This is a genomic window from Luteitalea sp. TBR-22 (assembly GCF_016865485.1).
Taxonomy (GTDB): Bacteria; Acidobacteriota; Vicinamibacteria; order Vicinamibacterales; family Vicinamibacteraceae; genus Luteitalea.
In genome coordinates, this window is the sequence record NZ_AP024452.1 from 3,269,443 (window position 1) to 3,289,705 (window position 20,263).

Consider the following 20,263-nt stretch of genomic DNA (forward strand, 5'->3'; position numbering starts at 1 on the left):
CGTCGGCCGCGGCCGCTCTAGTGGGCGCGCTCGCCCGCATCGCTGCCGTCGACGACGGCCGCGCGCTCCTCGTCGAGGAGCAGCAGCAGGCGGTCCTTCAGCTTGTACACGCCGCGCACCAGGTCGCGCGTCGGCCCGGCCAGCGTGTCCGGCGCCTGCTCGAACTGGGCCTCGGCAACCTCGACGACGTCGCCGATCTCGTCGACCAGCAGGCTGACGACGCCGTCGGACGTGCGGACCACCACGTTCATCGGCAACGCGCCGTCCTTGCGGTCGGCGAGCCCGAGGCGGCGCCGCAACTCGATCGCGGTGACGATCTGGCCCCGCAGGTTGATCAACCCCTCGACGACGGGCGGCGCCAGCGGGATGCGGGTGAGCTCCTGGTACCGGATCACCTCCTGCACCTTGAGCACCTCGACGCCGAAGTACAGCTGGTCCAGCATGAACGTCGCGACCTGGCGCGGAGGGGTCCGCTGGTCGGTGGCATGGGCGAATTCACTGGGCGTCATGACGGACCTCACGCGACCGCGGCTTCGAAGAGCCCGGCATCGGCGATGACGGCATCGGCATCGAGCAGGTCGGTGACCTGCTGCTGCAGCACGGTCGACCCGATGATGCCGCGGCGGCGATGCCGCTGGTCGACCACCACCACCTGCTGCACGATGTCGACGATGCGCTCGACGATCAGCCCGACGTGCTGGTCGTGGAACGAGAAGACGATGACCTGCAGCGGGTCGACCTGAGCCTCCGGCCGGTGGAAGTAGCGCGCCAGCGAGACGAGCGGCAGGATCTCGCCGCGGTACTGCACCACGGTCCGGTCGCCCGACTGCTCGAGCAGGCTGCGCGGGAACTCCTCGAGGCGGGCGACCAGCGACAGCGGCAGCGCCATGCGGTCGCGCTCGGAGGCCTGGAAGACCAGCAGCGTGCGCGTGTCCTCCGAGGTCGACGCGGCGGCCTCGGAACTCGCGGCGGCGGCGTTGCCGGACGACCGTGTCTCGGAGACGACCTGCGCCATCTGGCCGAGGCCGAGCACGTCGAGGATCAGCGCCACCCGCCCGTCGCCCATGATCGTCGCGCCGGCGAAGGCGGTGAGGCCCTTGAGCTGCTTGCCGAGCGGCTTGACCACAATCTCCTCGGTGTCGTGCACCGTCTCGACCACCAGCCCGAACTGCCGCTGGTCGGCCTTGAGCACCACGATGTTGACCGCATCGTCGGTCGTGTTGACCGGGTCGAGGCGCAGCGCCGAGTGCAGGTGGACGAGCGGCAGGAGGTTGCCGCGCAGGCGATAGAACAGCGCCTTGCCGATCCGCTCGATGCCCGACGAGGCCTGCATGCCCTCGAGGCGCACCAGCTCGAGGAGGCTGACCTGCGGGATGGCGAAGCGCTCGCCGCCCGAGGAGACCATCAGCGCCGGGATGATGGCCAGGGTGAGCGGGATCTTGATCTTGAGCGTCGTGCCGCTGCCGGCCACGCTCTGGATGTCGACGGTGCCGCCGATCTTCTCGATGTTCGTCTTGACGACGTCCATCCCGACGCCACGGCCCGACACGTTGGTGATCTTCTCGGCGGTCGAGAACCCCGGCAGGAAGATCAGCTTGATGACGTCGTGGTCCGAGAGGCGCTGCGACTGGTCGGTGGTGACCAGGCCGCGCTGCAGCGCGCGCTGCCGCACCTTCTCGGCGGCGATGCCGGCGCCGTCGTCACTGATCTCGATGTTGATCTGCCCACCCTCGTGGAAGGCCCGCAGCCGGATGGTGCCCTCGGCGCGCTTGCCGCGCGCGATGCGGTCGGCCGGCGACTCGATGCCGTGGTCCACCGAGTTGCGGATGATGTGGGTGAGCGGATCCTTGATCGCCTCGATGATCGTGCGATCGAGGTCGGTCTCCTTGCCCTCCATCTCGATGCGGACCTGCTTGCCGCACATCGAGGCGAGGTCGCGGACGACGCGCGGGAACTTGCTCCACACGTTGCCGATCGGCTGCATGCGCGTCTTCATGACGCCTTCCTGCAGCTCGGAGGTGACCAGGTTCAGGCGCTGCGTCGCGTTGACGAAGGAGGCGTCGTTCTGCGTGGTGGTGAACTGCAGGATCTGGTTGCGCGCCAGCACCAGCTCGCCGACCAGGTTCATCAGCTTGTCGACCAGGCCGACGTCGACCCGCAGCGAGCTGTCGGACACGGCGCCCTTGCGATCGTCGGTGGTCACCGGCTCGGCGTCCTCGGCATGCGCCACGACGGCCTCGGCCACCGGAGCCGGGGGCGGCGGGGCCGGTGCGGCCGGCGCGGCGGCGGACGGCACTTCGACGACGGCGGGCGCGGCGACGGGCGGCGCCGCGGGAGCGGCCACCGTCCTGGCGGCCTGGCCCTTCTGCTCGTTCAGTTCCTGCAGCCGCTGGATGACGGCGGTGTAGTCGGCATCGCCCTCGGCCCCCGTGCTCTCGATGGCCGCCAGGATCTCGCGGATGGCGTCCACCATGCCCAGCAGGCCCGTGGTGATGTCGGCATCGAGCACCATGTCGCCATCGCGCAGGCGGCTCAGGAGGCTCTCGCCCACGTGGCTCACGCCCTCGAGCTTGGTGAAGCCGAGGAAGCCGCAGGTCCCCTTGATCGTGTGGATGGCCCGGAAGACGCTGCCGAGCGTCTCGCGGTTGCGCGGATCCTTCTCCAGCTCCACCAGGTCCTGATCGAGCCGATCCAGGCCCTCGTGGCTTTCGATCAGGAATTCTCGAATGAGATCGTCGGACTCGCTCACGGCGTTGCCTCCGCGCCAGGGTGCCGAAGGGCAGTCTGGCTACGCACAGGAATCGACTGTCGGATTGCAGTCTTGAATGTGACTGCCCCGCCGATGCCTGCGATGTCGGTGCTGAGCTTCAAGGGACGTGCCAGGCGGAACTGCACGGGTTCGGCCCGGATGGCTGAGGGAATCGCGGGGTCCAGCGGGCGGACTGCCGATGGTGCGTCGACCATGACAGTCCGCCGACATGAACCTGCGATAGGTCCGCGGCGACTTACGCCTTGAACCCGGACACGAGCTGCTGCAGCTCGCTGGCGAGCTTGGCCAGGCCGGCCGACGCGTTCTGCGAGTCGGAGGCGCCGTCGCTCGTGCTGCGCGCCGCCTGGGCGACGCCCGTGATGTTCTGGGCGATCTCCGCCGTGCCGCGCGCCGCCTCGGTGACGTTGCGCGAGATCTCGTTGGCGGTCGCCGTCTGTTCCTCCACCGCGCTGGCGATGGTGCCGGAGATGTCGTTGATCTGGTTGATGATCGCGCTGATCTCGGCGATCGCCTGCGTCGCCCCGCGCGTGTCGCCCTGGATCGCCTCGATCTTCTGGCTGATGTCCTCGGTCGCCTTGGCGGTCTCCTTGGCCAGCTCCTTGACCTCGTTGGCGACCACCGCGAAGCCCTTGCCGGCCTCGCCGGCCCGCGCCGCCTCGATGGTGGCGTTGAGGGCCAGCAGGTTGGTCTGCTGCGCAATCGAGGTGATCACCTTGATCACCTTGCCGATCTCGGCGCTGCTCTCCCCGAGCTTGGTGACCGTGGCGTTGGTGGTGTCGGCGACGCGCACCGCCTGCGACGCCACCTTGGCGGCGTCGGCGGCGTTCTTGGCGATCTCGCGGATGCTCGCGCCCATTTCCTCGGTGCCGGTGGCCACCGTCTGCACGTTGCGGCTCACCTGCTCGGAGGCCGCCGACACGACGTTGGCCTGCGCGGAGGTCTCCTCGGCGTTGGCGCCCATCTGGGTGCTCACCGCCGTGAGTTCCTCGGCCGAGCTCGCCAGGGTGTCGGCATGGGCCGAGATCTGCAGCAGCAGCTGCTTGAGGCGTTCCTGCTGCCGGACGCGCTCGGTGATGTCGGTGGCGTACTTGACGACCTTGAACGGGGCGCCGTTCATGTCGAGGATCGGGTTGTACGAGGCCTGAATCCAGACCTCCTTGCCGCCCTTGCCCAGGCGCCTGTACTCGGCGGCCTGGTAGCGGCCGGCCCGGAGGTCGGCCCAGAACTGCTGGTACTCGCTGCTGGCCGCGTAGGCCGGCTCCACGAACATGCGGTGGTGCTTGCCCTGCACCTCGTCGAGACGGTAACCGAGCGTCGCGAGGAAGTTGTCGTTGGCGGTGCGGATGGTGCCGTCGAGATCGAACTCGATCACCGCCTGCGCCTTGCTGATGGCTGCGAGCTGGCCTTCGAAGTCGGCGTTGCGGAGCTTGCTCGCCGTGATGTCGGTGGCGAACTTGACGACCTTGAACGGGCGGCCGTTGAGGTCGAAGATCGGGTTGTAGGAGGCCTGGATCCAGACTTCCTTCCCGCCCTTGCCGATGCGCTTGTACTCGGCGGCCTGGAACTTGCCGGCGCCGAGGTCGGCCCAGAACTGCTGATACTCGCGGCTCTGCGCGAACGCCGGCTCGACGAACATCCGGTGGTGCTTGCCCTGGATCTCGTCGAGGCGGTAGCCGAGCGTGGTGAGGAAGTTGTCGTTGGCGGTACGCACGGTGCCGTCGAGTTCGAACTCGATCACCGCCTGCGCCTTGCTGATGGCCGCGAGCTGGCCGGCATAGTCGGCGCTCTGCAGCTTGCTCTGGGTCGTGTCGGTGGCGTACTTGACGACCTTGAACGGCTTGCCGTCGGGTCCGATGATCGGGTTGTAGGAGGCCTGGATCCAGACTTCCTTGCCGTTCTTGCCGATCCGCTTGTACTCGGCGGCCTGGTACTTGCCGGCGCGCAGGTCCGACCAGAACTGCTGGTACTCACGACTGGCCGCGTAGGCGGGCTCAACGAACATGCGGTGGTGCTGCCCCTTGATCTCGTCGAGGCGGTAGCCGAGCGCATGCAGGAAGTTCTCGTTGGCGCTGATGATCGTGCCGTCCATCTCGAACTCGATCACGGCCTGGCTCTTGTCGAGCGCGGCCAGCTGTCCCCGCAGGGTCAGGAGTTCGAAGTCGGCGTCGTGTGTCTGGTCGGTCTGTTGTGAACTCAGGGCCAATGCGCCCCGGTTCCTCGGCGTTCCCATGGTGGGCTTCCTCCCCGCGCCTCCCGCCCTTCCCTGGCGAGGGACGCAACGTGGTTGGGATGAACGCCCGGGCGGCGGTCGGCGTCGTGCTGGCGCGCAGCTCGTGGCGCACTGCTGGACTTCAAGTCCGGTGCCAGCGCGTGCCGGCACCAATTCCTCCACAAAAGCCGCGAATCCGTCGCGGCGGCCTCGCGCGTCCTGCCCTTGGTTATGTGTGTGCGGCGTCCGACACGGTCGAGCGTCCGACAAGGCAAGGCATTTCAGAGCCCGATGGCGGTGCCACTGCCGGCCCGCTCGCGGAGCACGCCCTGCAGGTGCTGCTCCACGCGGCCGAACTCCGCGCACACGGCCTCGGCCATCGTCGCCAGCGTGGCGGCCGGCGCGCCACTGTGGCCGGCCTGTTCGAGCCGGCTGGCCAGTTCCTGCAGGTACGAGGCGCCCAGGTTGCCCGCGCTGCCCTTGACCGAGTGCGCCACGCGGGCCACCGGCCCGGCCTCGAGCGGCCGGCCGCGCAAGTCGCGCAGGCGCTCGGGCGTGTCGCGCAGGAACAGCGACACGAGTTCGACCACCAGGTCGGGCTCTCCCGGTTCCTGGAGCGAGGCGAGCATCTCGAGCACTTCGGCATCGACGGGAGGTGGCAGGGGCTGGGGCATGTCCATCGGGGTCGTCCTCGGGGCGGCGGCGGGTGCGGCCTGGGCTGTCGACGGCAGCCGGGGCGCGGGCACGGCGCGCAGCGTGGTCATGAAGCGGAGGTCCTGGGCCGGCGTCGCGTAGCACACCCGCATGCCGGGCGCGTCGCGATCTGCATCGCGGCCGATGCGGGCCACGACCGGGTCGCCGATCGACACCTCCTCCCCGCGCTGCCGGAGCGCGGTCTGGAGGCGGCTGCTGATGATCGTGGCCATCTCGCCCAGGGTGGCCGACACGTCCGCGTCGGTCACCACGTCGCCGGCCTGCAGGTACTGCGCGGTCATCCGCTCGCTCATGGCGCGCGGCGCGCAGATCAGGAACTCGAGGTCGCAATCCTCGCGGTCGAGCCGCAGCGCGACCCGCACGAGGTCGTCGCCGGGCGCGGGCGGCTGGCTGCTCGGCGTGGCGAGCACTTCGATGCCGAGCATCATCCCGAAGACCTGCTCGGTGGCCGAGATCATCTGCGGCCGCAGATCGGCCCGCGACGCAAGGGCGCGCTGCTCGGGAGGCTCCTCGACGACGAGCCGCGCGAACTGCTGCCGGAAGCTCTCGGCGACGAAGGTCCGCTGCAGCACGGCGTCGGCGTCGACGACCGGCTGGTTGACGTCGCCGGTCACCGCCGCGACGACGCGGACCGACGACAGTTCGGGCAGGCTGCGCAGCTTGCGCAGCAGCATCGGCGTGGCGATGGCCCCGAGGTCCTGCCCGACGATCACCAGCGACGGGCGCTGGTCGAGGCAGGTCCGCAACCCTTCGGCCCCGGCCGCCGCCTCGACGACGATGTAGTCACGCAGGCTCTCGCGGACCATGCGTCGGAAGTCGGCGTCGCCGTCGACGACCAGGACGCGCGAGCCCTTGGGCACGCCCGAGAGGCTGCGCGAGGGCTGGCCGGGCGACGCCTTGAGGCGCGCCAGGATCTCCTGGATGCGGTCGGCCACGTCCAGCGGCCGCAGCGGCTTGGCCAGGTAGGCCGAGATGCCGTGACGCACCAGTTGTCGCACCTTCGACTCGTCGCGAACCGACGAGAGCACGATGACCGGCAGGTGTCGCAGCGACGGCGTGCGCCTGATGGCCTCCAGCGTCTCGATGCCGTCCATGAGCGGCATCATCACGTCGAGCACGACGAAGTCCACCTGCTGCCGGCCCAGCAGGTCGAGCGCCTCGAGGCCGTTGGTGGCTTCACTGACGGTGCAACCGGCTTTCCTGCGCAGGATCCGGGACAGGAGCAGGCGCACGTTCGGCTGGTCGTCGACGATCAGGGCCTTCATGATGGCCCCCGCTCGTCGGATCGAGGCCGGGGGTGCGCGCAGGACGTCACATGTGCGGAATCGGCACGAGGCGTGGCAGCCTTCAACCCGGGACCGTCCCGACGGCGGGGCTCAGGACGCCGAGGCGCCAGCCGTCGTCGGCGCGTGGCGCGGCACCGGGCGCAGATAGGCCGTGAACCGGATGTCGCCCGCCGCGTTGTGGAAGCCGACGCCCGCCCAGGTGTCGGCCACGGCCAGCGTCTCGGCCAGCACCGACACCAACGGCAGGCCGATGGTCACCTCGTCGCCGCGGCCGCGCAGGGCGTTCTGGAGCCGTCCGCTGATGATGTTGGCCACCTCCTGCAGGGTCGATGCGACGTCCTCGTCGGTGACGACCTCGGCACCTTGCAGGAAGAGCGCCGTCATGCGCTCGCTCATCTCGCGGGCCGTCGCCACGCCGAACTCGAGGTCGCTGTCCTCGGCCGGCAGCGACAGCACCACGCAGGCGTGGTCGGCACCGGCGGCCGGCGGCGGCGGCTCGACGGCATCGGCGAAGACCTCGATGCCGAGCATCATCCCGAACACCTGCTCGGTCGCCGAGATCATCTGCGGGCGCAGTTCCGGGCGGGCCAGCAGCACCCGCTGCTCCGGCGAGCCGCCGGTGACCAGGCGGGCGAACTGCTTCTTGAACGCCTCGGGGACGAAGGTGCGCTGGATGATGGCGTCGGCATCGGCCAACGGGGCCTCGTTGCCGCGCGAGCCGGCGACCACCACGGGCACCGAGGCCAGGGTCGGCAGGCTGCGGAGCTTGCGCAGGAACAGCGGCGCCGGCACCGCGCCGAGATTCTGTCCGAGCAGGATGGCGGCGGGCCGACCGTCGAGGCAGGCCCGCAGGCCCTGCGCGCCGCCCTCCGCTTCGGCGATCACGTACTGGTGGCCGAGCGTCGACCGCACGAAGTGTCGGAAGTCGGCATCGCCGTCGACCACGAGGATCTGGGCGCCATCGGGCAGCCCGAGCAGCGTCCTCCCCTGCCCCTGCTGCGGCGCGTGCGTGCTCGCGCCGAGCGAGGCCACGAAGCGCTGCACGCGCGCCGACGCGTCCGAGGGACGGAGCGGCTTGGTCAGGTAGGCGCTGACGCCGAGCGACACCAGCTGGCGCACCTGCGCCTCGTCGCGCACCGCCGACAGCACCATGACGGGCAGGGTGCGCAGTTGCGGCGTGTTCCTGATCGCTTCGAGCGTCTCGATGCCGTCCATGATCGGCATCATGATGTCGATCACGACGAAATCGAAGTGGTGACGAGCCAGCAGGTCGAGGGCCTCGATGCCGTTGGTCGCCTCGGTGACCGCGCAATCGACCTCGCGCCTGAGGATGCGCGACAGGAGCAGGCGAACGGTCGGTTCGTCGTCAACGATCAGGGCTTTCACGGTGTGCGCGTCGGCGGCGTGGGGAGGTCGCGGCGCTCCGCGGGCGCCGGCCACGCGGCTCGAGGGTTACATTACCATCCTTCGATCCGACAGCGGCGGCTGGCGCGAGCGAGTGCGTCAGTGCCCGGGGCGCGTCGCCTCGGCCGGGTGCGCGGCCGGCGCGGACGCGTGCCCCTGAGGGGGCGCCGTCGTCGCGGCCGCATGCGCCTCCGGGGCGGCCGGCGAGGGATGTTCCGGCGCCACAGGCGCCTGGCCCGCGGCTTTCGCGATTCGCGGCACCTGGTCGTTCTGCACGACGATCGAGACCCGACGGTTGCGCGGGTTCAGGGGCTCCTCGGGGGTGCGCAGGATCGTGTCGGCGAATCCCCGGATCGCCTTCACGTGCCTCGGCGGCAGCCCTGCGTCCTCCATGATGCGGCGCGCCGCGTTGGCGCGGTCGGCCGACAGCTCCCAGTTCGTGTACGAGTGGTCCCTGCCGAACGGCTGCGCGTCGGTGTGCCCCTCGATGGCGATCGCCTGTGGCAGCTGCGCGAGTTCCCGGGCGATGATCTGGAGCACCTCGCGGGTCTCGGACTTCACCTGCGAACTGCCCGAGTCGAAGAAGGTGGAGGTGCCGCCCTCCTGCAGCTCGATGCGCAGGCCCTCGGCCGTGACCTTGATCTCGATCAGGTCCTCGAGGTTCTTGAAGCCGGGGATGGCCTTGATGTTCTCCTTGATCCGCTCCGCCGCGCGCTGCAGCGCCGCGGTCGCCGCCGCGACGTCGGGCGTCGCGCTGCTGCCCGCCCCGTTGCCGACGATGCCGGCGCCCGCGGCGATGGGCGACCTGCCGTGCTCGTACTCGAAGATGCCGGGATCCTGGAAGTAACCGGCCACCGCGTTCTTGACCGCAGGACTCTGGTTGACCAGCCACATCACCAGGAAGAACGCCATCATGGCCGTCACGAAGTCGGCGTAGGCGACCTTCCACGCCCCGCCGTGGTGGCCGCCATGGCCCCCCTTCTTCTTCTTGATGATGATGACGGGCGCGTGCTGGGCTGCCATCGTGCTGTCCTAGGCCGCGGCCGCGACGTCGGCCTTCTGTCCCTTGCAGGCCTGCTCGGTCTCGGTGAACGTGGGGCGGACGTCCTCGGGCAGCGTGCGTCGAGCGAACTCGACGGCGATCGCCGGCGGGAAGCCCTTGTAGACGGCCAGCAGGCCGGCCTTGATGCACGTGAGGTAGCGGCCTTCGGCCTCCACCTGGTGCTCCATCCCCACCGACATCGGCTGCACGAAGCCGTACGAGGCCAGGATGCCGAGGAAGGTACCGACCAGCGCCGCCGCGACGCTGTGGCCAATCTCCTCGGGCGGGCCGCCGATCTTCTGCATCGTGATGACGATGCCCAGCACGGCGGCGACGATGCCGAGCCCGGGCAGCGCGTCGGCCACCTTGCCGAGCGTCTGCGCCGGCTTGAGCGCCTCGTGGTGGTGCACCTCGAGGTCCTCGTCCATCAGCGACTCGAGGTCGTGCGGCGTGACGCCGCCGAGGATGATCACGCGCACCGAATCCGACAGGAACGACACCGCGTGGTGGTTGGCCAGGAACGTCGGGAACTTGCTGAAGATCGTGCTCTTCTCCGGCTCCTCGACATGGGCCTCGAGCGCCATGACGCCCGACTGCTGCGTCAGGCGATACAACTGGTACTGGAGCGCCAGGAGGTCGAGGTAGATGTCCTTGGTCGGCGGGGTCCGGAAGAACCCGCCGAATCGCGCCAGCAGGGCCTTGATGAGCGAGATCGGCGTGCCGATGACCAGCGCCCCGAGCGCCGCGCCGCCGATGATGATGAACTCGTTCAGCTGCCACAGCGCGCCGAGAACGCCGCCGTGCATGAGGAAGCCACCGGCGACCGAACCGAGCACGATCAGGGACCCGACGATGAGCAGCATGTCAGGAATCCTCTAGGCGACGTCGGCCGCGACCTCGCGGTCGAGCACGCGCAGCCAGCTGTGGACCAGGGCAGGGTCGACGGTCTGTCCCGCCAGCGCAACCAGTTCCGCGCAGGCCCGGATGCCGACGGCAGCCGGCTGCCCGGGCCACCATCCGTGACTGGCCAGGTCGAAGTCGCGCACGAGGCGGGCGATGCGGGCAGCCAGCGGGATCTCGTCGCCGTGCAGGCCGAGCGGCAGGCCGTCGCCGTCGAACCGCTCGCTCACCGCGAGGGCCGCCGGCGCCAGGTGCGCCAGGGCCGGCACGGCCTGCAGCAGATCGTGCGCCGCGCGCCGGCGCTGCCATTCCAGCCAGGGGTTGTCGGCGCGAGCCACCACGGCCAGCGCGCCGATGTCGGCAAGCAGCGCCACGTCGTGCGCGACCTGCGTGGCCTGGTCGTCGAGTTCGATCGCCTCGGCCAACAGGCGCGCCCACTCGGCCGTCCGTCGGGCGCGGGCGGCGAGCGCCCGGTCGCGGCGGGCCAGGGCCGACAGCAAGAGAGAGGTCGGGGCCACGCCGGCCGCCGCTGCGGCGGTCAACAGGCCTTGCACGTGGGTCAGGACCCCGGTCGGGTCGGCGGCGGCCGACGCGCGCGGCGAGTCGGGGGGCGGCGACACCAGGGAGAGCAACGAGGACGCGTCGAGAGAACCGTGCATGAGAGGCTCCGGAGAGCAGGACCGACCTGCCGCTCCGCACGGGCAATCGGCCCGAGCCGCGCCTCACTTCAATGGCTGGACCTTCCCGCCCCCCTGCCCCCCGCCGGTAGGGGTTCCGGCGGGCCACCACTACCGTTGGTTGGCGTGGCGACGGCTCAGGCCCGCGCGATCGGCATGCGCCACCCGGTGCCGAACGCGCGCGAGGTGACCTTGAGCACGGGCGCGGCCTGCTTGCGCTTGAACTCGGAGATCCGGACCAGGCGGAGCACCTGTCGCACCACCTCGCCGTCGAAGCCTTCCTCGACCAGCGCCGCGCCATCGAGGCACCGCTCGACGTGGCCCTCGAGAATGGCGTCGAGCACGTCGTACGGCGGCAGGCTGTCCTGATCGGTCTGGTTCGGCCGGAGCTCCGCCGACGGCGCCTTGGTGATCGTCGCCTCCGGAATGACGACGCCGCCGCGGTTCACCCAGCGCGCGACCCGGTAGACCAGCGTCTTGTAGACGTCGGCGATCACGGCCAGCGCCCCGTTCATGTCGCCGTACAGCGTGCAGTAGCCGGTCGCCAGTTCCGACTTGTTGCCGGTGGTGAGCAGCAGGGCGCCCGTCTTGTTGGACAGCGCCATCAGCAGGGCGCCGCGGATGCGCGCCTGCAGGTTCTCCTCGGTCACGTCCGGCGCCAGGCCGGCGAACGGTCCGGCCAGCACCCCGTCGTAGGCCGTCATGACCGGCGCGATCGGCAGCGTCTGCGTGCGGATGCCGAGCGTGGCGGCAAGGGTCTCGGCGTCGGCCACGCTGCCCTGGCTCGAGTACGGCGACGGCATCAGCACGCCGGTCACGTGCTCGCGTCCGAGGGCCTCGACGGCGATGACGGCCGTGAGCGCCGAGTCGATGCCTCCGGAGAGCCCCAGCAACGCGTCGCGGAACCCGCACTTGCGCGCGTAGTCGCGCACGCCGAGCACGAGCGCGGCGAACACCTCGGCCTCCACGGGCGTCTCGTCAGGGACGACCGCACGCACCGGCGAGGACGTGTCGACGATGACGGTGTCCTCGGCAAACGCCGCGCCACGGGCGACACAGGTGCCGTCGGGTGCGAAGGCCAGGGAGCGCCCGTCGAAGACGAGGTCGTCGTTGGCGCCGACCTGGTTGGCGTACAGCGCCCACACCCCGTACTTGCGCGCCAGGTGCGCCAGCAGCCGCTCCCGCTGCGCCAGCTTGCCCTGCGCGTACGGCGAGGCCGACATGTTGACCATGACCGGCGTCGCCAGGTCGCGCAGTGCCGCCACCGGGTCGCCGCCATAGCGACGCGTGGTCCAGACGTCGGGGTCGTTCCACACGTCCTCGCAGATGCTCACCGCGACGCGGCGCTCACCCACCGCGAGCGCCCCCACGGCGCGACCGGGCTCGAAATACCGGTCCTCGTCGAACACGTCGTAGGTGGGCAACAGCGTCTTGGCGAATGACTCCCCCACCGTGCCTGCCCGCAGGTGCACCGCAGCATTGAGCAGCGGCCGGCCGGCCTCGACGCCGGAGGGCACGGGCATCCCCAGCAGCACGCCCGGCGCGGTCGCGAGCGACGCGGCAAGGCGATCGGCGACCTCACGGCAGCGCGCCACGAAGCCCGGCATCAAGAGGAGATCGCGCGGTGGATAGCCGGTCAGTGCCATCTCGGGCGTCACGCACAGGTCGGCGCGGCTGCCGATGGCACGCACCGCCGCTTCGATGCGGGCGGCGTTGGCGTCGAGCGCCCCGACGGTGGGGTCGAGCTGGAGGAGCGCGATGCGCATGCGCGTCGCGATCTTAGCAGGGGGCCGCGCAGGCCGCCGCACCAAGCGAGGGCCTGTCGGCGGAACGCCGGCCGGGCGGCAGGAGAATCACTCCCCGGCGAAGACGCGACCGCTCGGGAGGTTCGAGGGGGCTGAACTGGCCGCGGCGCCGTTGGGCGATCCGGCGCGGCCGGGTTCCTCGGCCCGCGCGGTGCCCTCATTGAGGATGACGATGTCGACGCGCCGGTTGCGGGCGCGATCGGCCGGGGTGTCGTTGGGCACGCGAGGGTGGAACTCGCCGTACCCGGCCGCCGACAGGCGGGCTGGCAGGACGCCGACCTGCTCGACCAGGAACGTGACCACCGAGGTGGCGCGTGCCGTCGAGAGCTCCCAGTTCGACCGGAACCGACCGCCCTGGATCGGGACGTCGTCGGTATGCCCCTCGACGCGGAGCTTCGTGTCGGGGTCGCTGCCGATGGTGGCCGCCAGCCCGGCCAGGATCTCGCGCGCCTCGGGCGCGAGATCCGCGCTCCCGGTCGGGAAGCTGCCGGCCTCGCGCAGCGACACCACGATGCCCCGCCTGTCGATCTCGACGTCCACGGCCGTGCCCGCGAGACGCTCCCTGATGATCTGCGCCAGTCGTCGCTCCCGCTCCTCCGGGGAGGGGACGGCCCGCGTCTTGCCATCGGCCTTGCGCGCCGGCGCCGTGTCGGGCGACGGCACCGCGAGGCCACGCGAGTCGAAGGCTTCGTTCATCGACTCCACCATGGACGACAGCTTCCTGGCGTCGACGGTGGAGATGGCGTACATCGTCGTGAAGAACGCAAACAGCAGGGTGATGAAGTCGGCGTAGGAGACCAGCCAACGCTCGTGACTCGGTGCGTGCGCGACGCGCTTGCGGCGCCCGCGCCGGTCGGCCGTCACGCGGCCCTCCGCCTCGCCCCCGCCGGAGCTGCGGCTTCATCGGCGGCGAGCAGGCCGCGCAGCTTCTGGTCGATCATCCGCGGGTTCTGGCCTTCCTGGATCGCGAGCACGCCTTCGAGGATCACCTCGCGGCGCCGCGCCCGGCGCTGCGCCCGCCCGCGCAGCTTGGCCGCGATCGGCAACAGGATCAGGTTGGCCGATCCGACGCCGTAGACCGTGGCCACGAACGCCACGGCGATGCCGGCGCCGAGCTTGCTCGGATCGCTGAGGTTCTCCATCACGTGGATGAGCCCGAGCACCGCGCCGAGGATGCCGACCGTCGGAGCGTATCCGCCGGCCGCCTCGTACACACGCGCCGGACCTTCCTCGAACTCCTCGCGCCCGTCGTTCTCGGCTTCGAGCATGGCGCGGAGCGTCGTGGGGTTGGTGCCATCCACCGCCAGGCGCAGTCCGCGGCGCATGAAGGGATCGGGGATCGAGTCCAGTTCGTCCTCGAGCGAGAGGATGCCGTCCTTGCGGGCCTTGATCGCCAGGCGACCGATCACGTCGAGCACCTGGGTGGCCGGCGGGAGGTCGTCGACGAACACGTCGCGAAGGCTGCGCCAGGCCTGCTTCACGTCACGCAGCGGATGGCTGAGCAGGACGGCGCCGAGCGTGCCGCCGAAGACGATGAGCGCGGCCGCGCCCTGCAGCAGCGAGGCGAGCTTCCCGCCCTCGGCCACGTGTCCGCCGACGATCATCGCCACGCCGAGTGGCAGCCCGATCAGCGACAGCGAATCCCAGGCGCGAGCGGGGGTCCTGGTGGCCACGCGCTACTCCACGGCGCGGAGCGCCGTGACCTCCCCACGACGCTCCCGCACCGGCGGCGCCAGCAACCCGCGCTTGTACTCCTGGACCCGCGCGACGATGTCGTCGGGCGCATCACGGACGAGCAGCTTCTCGCCGTTGGCGAGCGCGATGACGGTGTCGGGGTTGAACTCGATCCACGTGATCTGGTCGATGTTCACCAGCAACGCCGTGCCATCGAGGCGAGTGACGCGGATCATGCGACCTCCGGGGCGGGCAGGCGGCGCGCCGCCGCGATGACCCGCGACAGCGGCGCCGCACGCGGGTCGAGGCCGTCGGCCCACAGGGCATCGGCGAGGCAGCGGGCGAATGCGAGGTCGGCGGGCGTGTCCACGGTGAGATGGAGGTCGGGCGCCCGGAGCGCGGGCGGCGCGGACGGGACCGTGCGCACGACGCCCTCGGCCCGGCGGACCCACGGCGTCACGTGCTCGCGATCGTAGGGCGTCGAGGCCTCGCGCTGCGCCTGCAGCAGGATGTCGCGACGCACGCCTTCCACGGCCGTCCCCACAGGCAGGCCCTCCTCGACGCCGTAATCGGCACCGTCGGCGAGCGCCTTGAGGATGCGCGCGGGCGCCTCGGAGTCCACGAACGGGTTGTCGGCGGTGGCCCTGAGGACGATCTCGGCGTCGGGATGGGCCTGCGCCACCAGCGCATAGCGCGCCAGCACGTCGTCTTCCGGCCCGGCGAAGGCCTGCGCGCCGAGCCGCTCGGCAGCCGCGACCACCTCCCGGTCCTCCGGACGCGTCGTGGTGGCGACGACCACGGGACCGACCGCGGCCGCACGCAGCCGGGTGACGCAGTACTCGAGCAGCGGCCAGCGACCGATCGGGGCCAGCACCTTGCCGGGCAGCCGGTGCGACCCGAGCCGCGCCTGCAGGACGACCAGCGCCGTCACGCGTTCCCTCCGGCCAGGCTGCGCATCCTCGGCGCGAGCACTTCGGCGTCGGCGTCGGTGAGGAAGAGCGAGGCCTCGTGGCTGCTCATCCGCAGGCCGTCGGTGAACTCGCCGATGCACGGGCGAAGTGCCTCACGGCGCCCCGCCCGGATCGTCCACTCCGCGAAGTCGGCGCCCGCCGCGAGGGTCAACTGGATGCCGCCGCTGAACCGCGGGTTGATCTCGAAGATGATCGGCGTGCCGTCGACGACCCGGCACTGCACGTTGACGGCGCCGCGGAACTCGAGCACCTCGGCACACCGGACCGCCAGGTCCATCAGGACGGGACTCTTCACGGTGCGGCCGCGATCGCTCACGCCCGACCTGATCACCAGGCGCTGGCGAGGCACGACCGAGATCGGCCGGCCCTGAAGGTCGCAGAACATGTCGATCGTGTACTCCGGACCGTCGAGGTACTGCTGCACGACGGGGTCCTCGACGTACTCGAGGAAGAAGTCGAGGTGTGCCGGCGTCAGGGCCGGGAACGCGCCGACGCTGCCACGACCGCGCCGCGGCTTGACGAACAAGGGTGGCGGCAGGCCGCGCGCCCGCACCTCGTCGGGCGTCCACGTGTCGGCCACGGGGATGCCATGCGACTGCAGGTGCCTGGCCGTGCGCAGCTTGTCTCGGCAGATGTGCGCCGTCGCGGCACTCGGTGCCATGACCACGACGCCGGCGCGCGCGAAGCGGTCAGCGGCCTGCGCGATGATCCCGAGTTCGTCGTCGATGGTCGGCACGAGCACGCCCACGTCGTGGGCGACGCACACGTCCAGCAGCGCGTCCACGTAGTCGGGCGCGTCGCTGCGCGGGACCGCGGCGGCCAGGTCGGCGACGTGCACGGCCGGCGAGAACGGGTCGATGTCGGTGGCGATGACGCGCCCGCGCGGCGTCAGCCGCCCCTGCGCCTGCTGCAGCGCGCGGACGAGCGCGACGCGACGCGACGCCGCCGTCACCAGCACGTCAGGCCGGATCACGGTGGCCTCCTCCGTCGGAGTGCGGGCCGAGATCCGCGGGCTCGAACGCGGCACCCGCGGCAATGGCGCGCGGGGCACGCGCGCCGATGAGGGCGCGGGCGTACTCGGCGCCGAGCGCGCCCTGCGGTCGCAGGGCCGCGACGTCGGCCGCCTCGATGCGCGCCCCGGCCGCGATCGCCCGGCGCGCATACAGCCCACGCCGGCTGGGGACGATGTTGGCGACCTCGGCCGGCATCGGGGCGCGGCGCCCCTCGCCCGTCGCGGCGTGCGCCCGCGCGAGACGGTCGACGATGTCCCGCAGCTGTTCGGGCGAGGACGACACGGGTGCGTCGATCGCATCGGTGCCCGGCAGGTGGACGTGACGCTCGTACAACGTCGCCCCCTGCGCGTAGGCCAGCAACGCCGCGTCGCCGCCCATCCCGTGGTCGCTCAGGCCGGTGGGCAGCTTGTACTCGCCCGCCAGCGTGCCCACCGCACGCAGGTTCTGCTGCGCATCAGGCGTCGGGTACGCCGACACGCAGTGCAACAGCGCGAGCGACCGGGCTCCGGACCCGACCGCCCAGTCGATGGCGTTCCAGACGTCGCCCTCGTTGCTCATGCCGGTCGACAGCACCACCGGACGTCCGGTCCTGGCCACCTGCTCGATGAGCATCACGTGGGTCAGATCCCCGCTGGCCACCTTGAACGCGTCGATGCCGAGACCATCGAGCATCTCGACCGACCGGCTGTCGAAGGCGGTGGCGATGACAGCCAGCTGCCGATCGCGGGCGTGCTGGACCAGGTCCGCATAGGCCTCGTCGGCCAGTTCGAAGCGGCCGAAGAAGGCACGCAGCGAGGCCGCCTGGACGTGCACCGGCGCTGGCGCGTCGGCCACCAGCAGCTCGTCGGCATCGAAGACCTGCAGCTTGACCGCCCAGGCGCCGGCATCGGCACAGGCGTCCACCAGGCGATGCGCCAGCGACGGGTCGCCATTGTGATTGAGGCCGATTTCGGCGATGACGCGCATCGGTGCGCCCGGCGCGATCGACTGCCCGGCAATCTCAGCAGGCACGGACATGGCGATCCTCCAGCAAGCGTGCCACCAGGGGCGGCACGTCGGCGAGCGTGCGCGCGACGGCATCGGCCGGCGTCGTCGCGATCGCGGTGGCCCGATCCGGCAGCCAGATCGTACGCAGGCCGAGGGCCGCGGCGCCGGCGATGTCCTTCTGCGGATGGTCGCCCACGAAGACGGCGCGGCCCGCGTCGACGCCGAGGGCGCGGAGAGCCGCGACGAAGCATCCACGGGCGGGCTTGCCTTCCGGAGCGTGCTCCTGCGCGTACGTCACGACGTCGACGTGCGCGGCCAGGCCGAGCGCGGCCACCTTGGCGCGCTGCGTGCCGGGCAGGCCGTTGGTCAGCACGCCCAGGCGACGCCCCTGCCCCCGCAACGCGGCGAGCACCTCGCGCGAGGTGCGTGGCAGCCGCAGCCGCGGCGCATGGGTCCTGATGATCTCGACGTACCTCGGCACCTCGGCGACCGGCAGGGCGTAGGCGGCGCAGAACGCCTGCAGGAGCCCCTCCCTGCCGTGACGCCGGAAGCGGCGCGCCAGGAACCGGAAGAGGACCCGGGCCGGCATCCCGGTCTCGTCGGCCACGACCCGCGCCAGCGCCGCGTGGCCACTGAGCACGAACCGCCGCTCCCGGTAGAGCGTGTCGTCGAGGTCGAAGATGACCGCCACAGGCTCAGGCACGACCGCGTCCCTCCGCGAGGTCGCGGATCGCCCGCGCCACGCGATCCGCGCCGCGGCCGTCGATGAGGCGCGGTCCCTCGATCGCCACGCGACGTCGCCAGGGCGCGTCTGCAAGGAGCCTGGTCATGGCGCGACACACCGACGGGACGACATCGCGACCCCCGGCGGCCAGGCCGCCGTCGAGCGCAAGTCCTCGGGCCGCGAAGCCGCGGATGGTGGGCCGTTGGGCCGCCACCACGGCGACGCCGATGGCCGGCACGCCGCTGCCGACGGCTTCGTAGAGCGTCACGCCACCACCGACCACCGCCACGTCGACCTGCGCCATCCAGGGCGACAGGCCCGCCGGCGCCGCGACCCACGCGAACCCATCGGCGGGCCCCGAGCCTCCCGTGGCAATCACGTCGAGCGACGGCCACCGACGCGTCAGCGTCGACGCGATGCGACGGGTCAGGGCGGCGCGCGGGCCGCCGCCCAGCGACACCAGCACGCGGCGCACCTGATCGCCGCGCCGCGCTGGCCGCGCGGCAACGGTTGCATATGCGGGGCCGCGCAGCACGCGCCTGGCCGGCAGCCGGCCGCGACAGACGATGCTGCCGTCGACCGCGAGGTCGGACGGGAGGGGTCCCAGACCGAGATCGTGCATCGAGACCACCGGCACCGACCGGCGTCGCGCCGCGACGCACCACGGGCGGCTGGCGCGCTCCCTCGGATCGTCGAGGACCAGCACGCGTGGCCGCACCGCATCGAGGATGGCGCCGGCGGCCCCGCCGGCAATGGTCGGGAGCGTGAGATCGGGCGCGCCGCGTCCGCGGATGCTCACGACGCACGGGCGGCCGAGCGCGCGCGCCAGCACCTCGGCGCGACGCAGGTGGCCGTGTCCGAGTCGAGGTCCGGCCGCGACGCGAAGGAGAGCGAAGGTCACGGGGCCGCCGCCAGCAGCCGGTCGAGCGTCTCGATCACGCGATCGACGTCGGCAAGGGGCATCCCGCTCCAGAACGGCAGGGACAAGGAGTGGTCGCTGTGGTACTCGGCGTTCGGGAACATGCCGCGCGCGAGCCCGAAGCGCTGCGCGTAATAGGTGTGCAGGTGCAGCGCGCGGAAATGGACGCTCGTGCCGATCCCTTCCCGTGCGAGCGCAACCTGGAGGGCATCGCGCGTCCAGCCGCAGTGCGCGGGGTCCACCAGGACGGTATAGAGGTGGCGCGCATGGGTCCAGCCGGCGGGCAGCGGCGCGGGGCGGACCAGCGGCAGCCCCACGACCCCGGCTTCGTATCGCGCCCACAACGCCTCGCGATGGGCCTGCATCTGCTCGAGGCGCGAGAGCTGCACCAGGCCGAGCGCCGCCTGCAGGTCCATCATGTTGTACTTGTAGCCGGGCATCTCCACGTCGTACTGCGCCGGCGCACCGGGAGCGTAGCGCGCCCAGGCGTTGCGCGACAGGCCGTGCAGCGCGGCGACCCGCATCCAGTCGGCATCCTCGGAGGAGGCCGTGGTGACCATCCCCCCTTCGCCGGTGGCGAGGTTCTTGGTCGAGTAGAAGCTGAAGGCGGTGAAGTCGGCGATGGTGCCGATGCGGCGGCCGTCGACGCGCGCATCGATGCAGTGCGCGGCGTCCTCCACCAGGCGGAGCCCTCGCGCGTCGGCCAGGGCGCGGAACGCCAGCGGGTCGGCAGGCCGCCCCGCGTAGTGGACCGGCAACAGCACTCGGGTCCGCTCGGACACCGCCGCGGCCGTCGCGCCGGGATCCATCGTGCCGGTGTCCCGGTCGACGTCCACGAAGACCGGGGTCCCGCCGGCGTGGAGCACGGTGTTGGCCGTGGCGCAGAACGTCAGCGGCGAGGTAAGCACCTGGTCGCCCGGCCCGACCCCGCACGCCAGCAGCGAAAGGTGCAGCCCCGCCGTGCAGGAATTGAGGGCGACCGCTTCCGGTGCGCCGGTGAACTGCGCGAAGGCGGCCTCGAAGGCCTTCACCTTCGGCCCGGTCGTCAGCCAGCCGGACGCCATGACCTCGGCGAGTGCCGACAACTCGGCGTCGCCCATGTCGGGGCGCGCGAGGGGCACGAAGGCGGGGCCGGTCTGGCCTCTGGGGCCGGTGGACATGGTCGCTC

Annotated in this window: 18 protein-coding genes; all 18 read right to left on the minus strand. The window is 71.4% G+C overall.

Features of this window, described 5'->3' with window-relative positions:
* Nucleotides 1-17 precede the first annotated feature (17 nt).
* Nucleotides 18-509, minus strand: a complete 492-nt coding sequence (locus TBR22_RS13430; protein WP_239488350.1) for a chemotaxis protein CheW — start codon at nt 507-509, stop codon at nt 18-20.
* Nucleotides 510-517: 8 nt separating this feature from the next.
* The gene (locus TBR22_RS13435; RefSeq protein ID WP_239488351.1) at nt 518-2,749 is read right to left on the minus strand and encodes a chemotaxis protein CheW; all 2,232 of its coding nucleotides are present in this window, start codon (nt 2,747-2,749) and stop codon (nt 518-520) included.
* Nucleotides 2,750-3,005: 256 nt separating this feature from the next.
* Nucleotides 3,006-5,000: a PAS domain-containing methyl-accepting chemotaxis protein gene (locus TBR22_RS13440; RefSeq protein ID WP_239488352.1), complete on the minus strand. Its 1,995-nt coding sequence runs from the start codon at nt 4,998-5,000 to the stop codon at nt 3,006-3,008.
* A gap of 260 nt (nt 5,001-5,260) precedes the next feature.
* Complete coding sequence (locus TBR22_RS13445) at nt 5,261-6,958, minus strand: response regulator (protein ID WP_239488353.1); 1,698 nt, start codon at nt 6,956-6,958, stop codon at nt 5,261-5,263.
* Between the two features lie 111 nt (nt 6,959-7,069).
* Nucleotides 7,070-8,365, minus strand: a complete 1,296-nt coding sequence (locus tag TBR22_RS13450) for a response regulator (RefSeq protein WP_239488354.1) — start codon at nt 8,363-8,365, stop codon at nt 7,070-7,072.
* Nucleotides 8,366-8,482: 117 nt separating this feature from the next.
* A complete protein-coding gene (locus TBR22_RS13455) occupies nt 8,483-9,406 on the minus strand; it encodes a flagellar motor protein MotB (RefSeq protein WP_239488355.1) in 924 nt (307 codons plus the stop codon).
* Nucleotides 9,407-9,415: 9 nt separating this feature from the next.
* Nucleotides 9,416-10,288, minus strand: coding sequence for a flagellar motor stator protein MotA (gene motA / locus TBR22_RS13460; RefSeq protein WP_239488356.1), 873 nt, complete (start codon nt 10,286-10,288; stop codon nt 9,416-9,418).
* Between the two features lie 12 nt (nt 10,289-10,300).
* A complete protein-coding gene (locus tag TBR22_RS13465) occupies nt 10,301-10,984 on the minus strand; it encodes an HD domain-containing phosphohydrolase (RefSeq protein ID WP_239488357.1) in 684 nt (227 codons plus the stop codon).
* 155 nt (nt 10,985-11,139) lie between these two features.
* Nucleotides 11,140-12,768: an NAD+ synthase gene (locus tag TBR22_RS13470; protein ID WP_239488358.1), complete on the minus strand. Its 1,629-nt coding sequence runs from the start codon at nt 12,766-12,768 to the stop codon at nt 11,140-11,142.
* Between the two features lie 87 nt (nt 12,769-12,855).
* Entirely contained in the window at nt 12,856-13,671 is an 816-nt protein-coding gene (locus TBR22_RS13475; RefSeq protein WP_239488359.1) for a flagellar motor protein MotB, read from the minus strand.
* The gene (locus TBR22_RS13480) at nt 13,668-14,411 is read right to left on the minus strand and encodes a flagellar motor protein (protein ID WP_370651525.1); all 744 of its coding nucleotides are present in this window, start codon (nt 14,409-14,411) and stop codon (nt 13,668-13,670) included. Before TBR22_RS13480 ends, TBR22_RS13475 begins: the two co-directional genes overlap by 4 nt.
* A 72-nt stretch (nt 14,412-14,483) precedes the next feature.
* Nucleotides 14,484-14,717, minus strand: a complete 234-nt coding sequence (locus TBR22_RS13485) for a flagellar FlbD family protein (protein WP_239488361.1) — start codon at nt 14,715-14,717, stop codon at nt 14,484-14,486.
* Nucleotides 14,714-15,412 (minus strand): cytidylyltransferase domain-containing protein, encoded by a 699-nt coding sequence (locus tag TBR22_RS13490; protein WP_239488362.1) that lies wholly within the window; start codon nt 15,410-15,412, stop codon nt 14,714-14,716. The genes TBR22_RS13485 and TBR22_RS13490 overlap by 4 nt, the downstream gene beginning before the upstream one ends.
* A complete protein-coding gene (locus TBR22_RS13495) occupies nt 15,409-16,425 on the minus strand; it encodes an ATP-grasp domain-containing protein (protein ID WP_239488363.1) in 1,017 nt (338 codons plus the stop codon). The genes TBR22_RS13490 and TBR22_RS13495 overlap by 4 nt, the downstream gene beginning before the upstream one ends.
* Nucleotides 16,412-17,482 (minus strand): N-acetylneuraminate synthase family protein, encoded by a 1,071-nt coding sequence (locus tag TBR22_RS13500; protein WP_239488364.1) that lies wholly within the window; start codon nt 17,480-17,482, stop codon nt 16,412-16,414. Before TBR22_RS13500 ends, TBR22_RS13495 begins: the two co-directional genes overlap by 14 nt.
* A complete protein-coding gene (locus TBR22_RS13505) occupies nt 17,466-18,155 on the minus strand; it encodes an HAD family hydrolase (protein WP_239488365.1) in 690 nt (229 codons plus the stop codon). The genes TBR22_RS13500 and TBR22_RS13505 overlap by 17 nt, the downstream gene beginning before the upstream one ends.
* A complete protein-coding gene (locus tag TBR22_RS13510) occupies nt 18,148-19,077 on the minus strand; it encodes a hypothetical protein (protein ID WP_239488366.1) in 930 nt (309 codons plus the stop codon). The genes TBR22_RS13505 and TBR22_RS13510 overlap by 8 nt, the downstream gene beginning before the upstream one ends.
* Nucleotides 19,074-20,255 carry a DegT/DnrJ/EryC1/StrS aminotransferase family protein gene (locus TBR22_RS13515; protein WP_239488367.1) on the minus strand — a complete coding sequence of 394 codons (1,182 nt, stop codon included), beginning with the start codon at nt 20,253-20,255 and terminating at the stop codon, nt 19,074-19,076. Before TBR22_RS13515 ends, TBR22_RS13510 begins: the two co-directional genes overlap by 4 nt.
* Between the last annotated feature and the right edge of the window lie 8 nt (nt 20,256-20,263).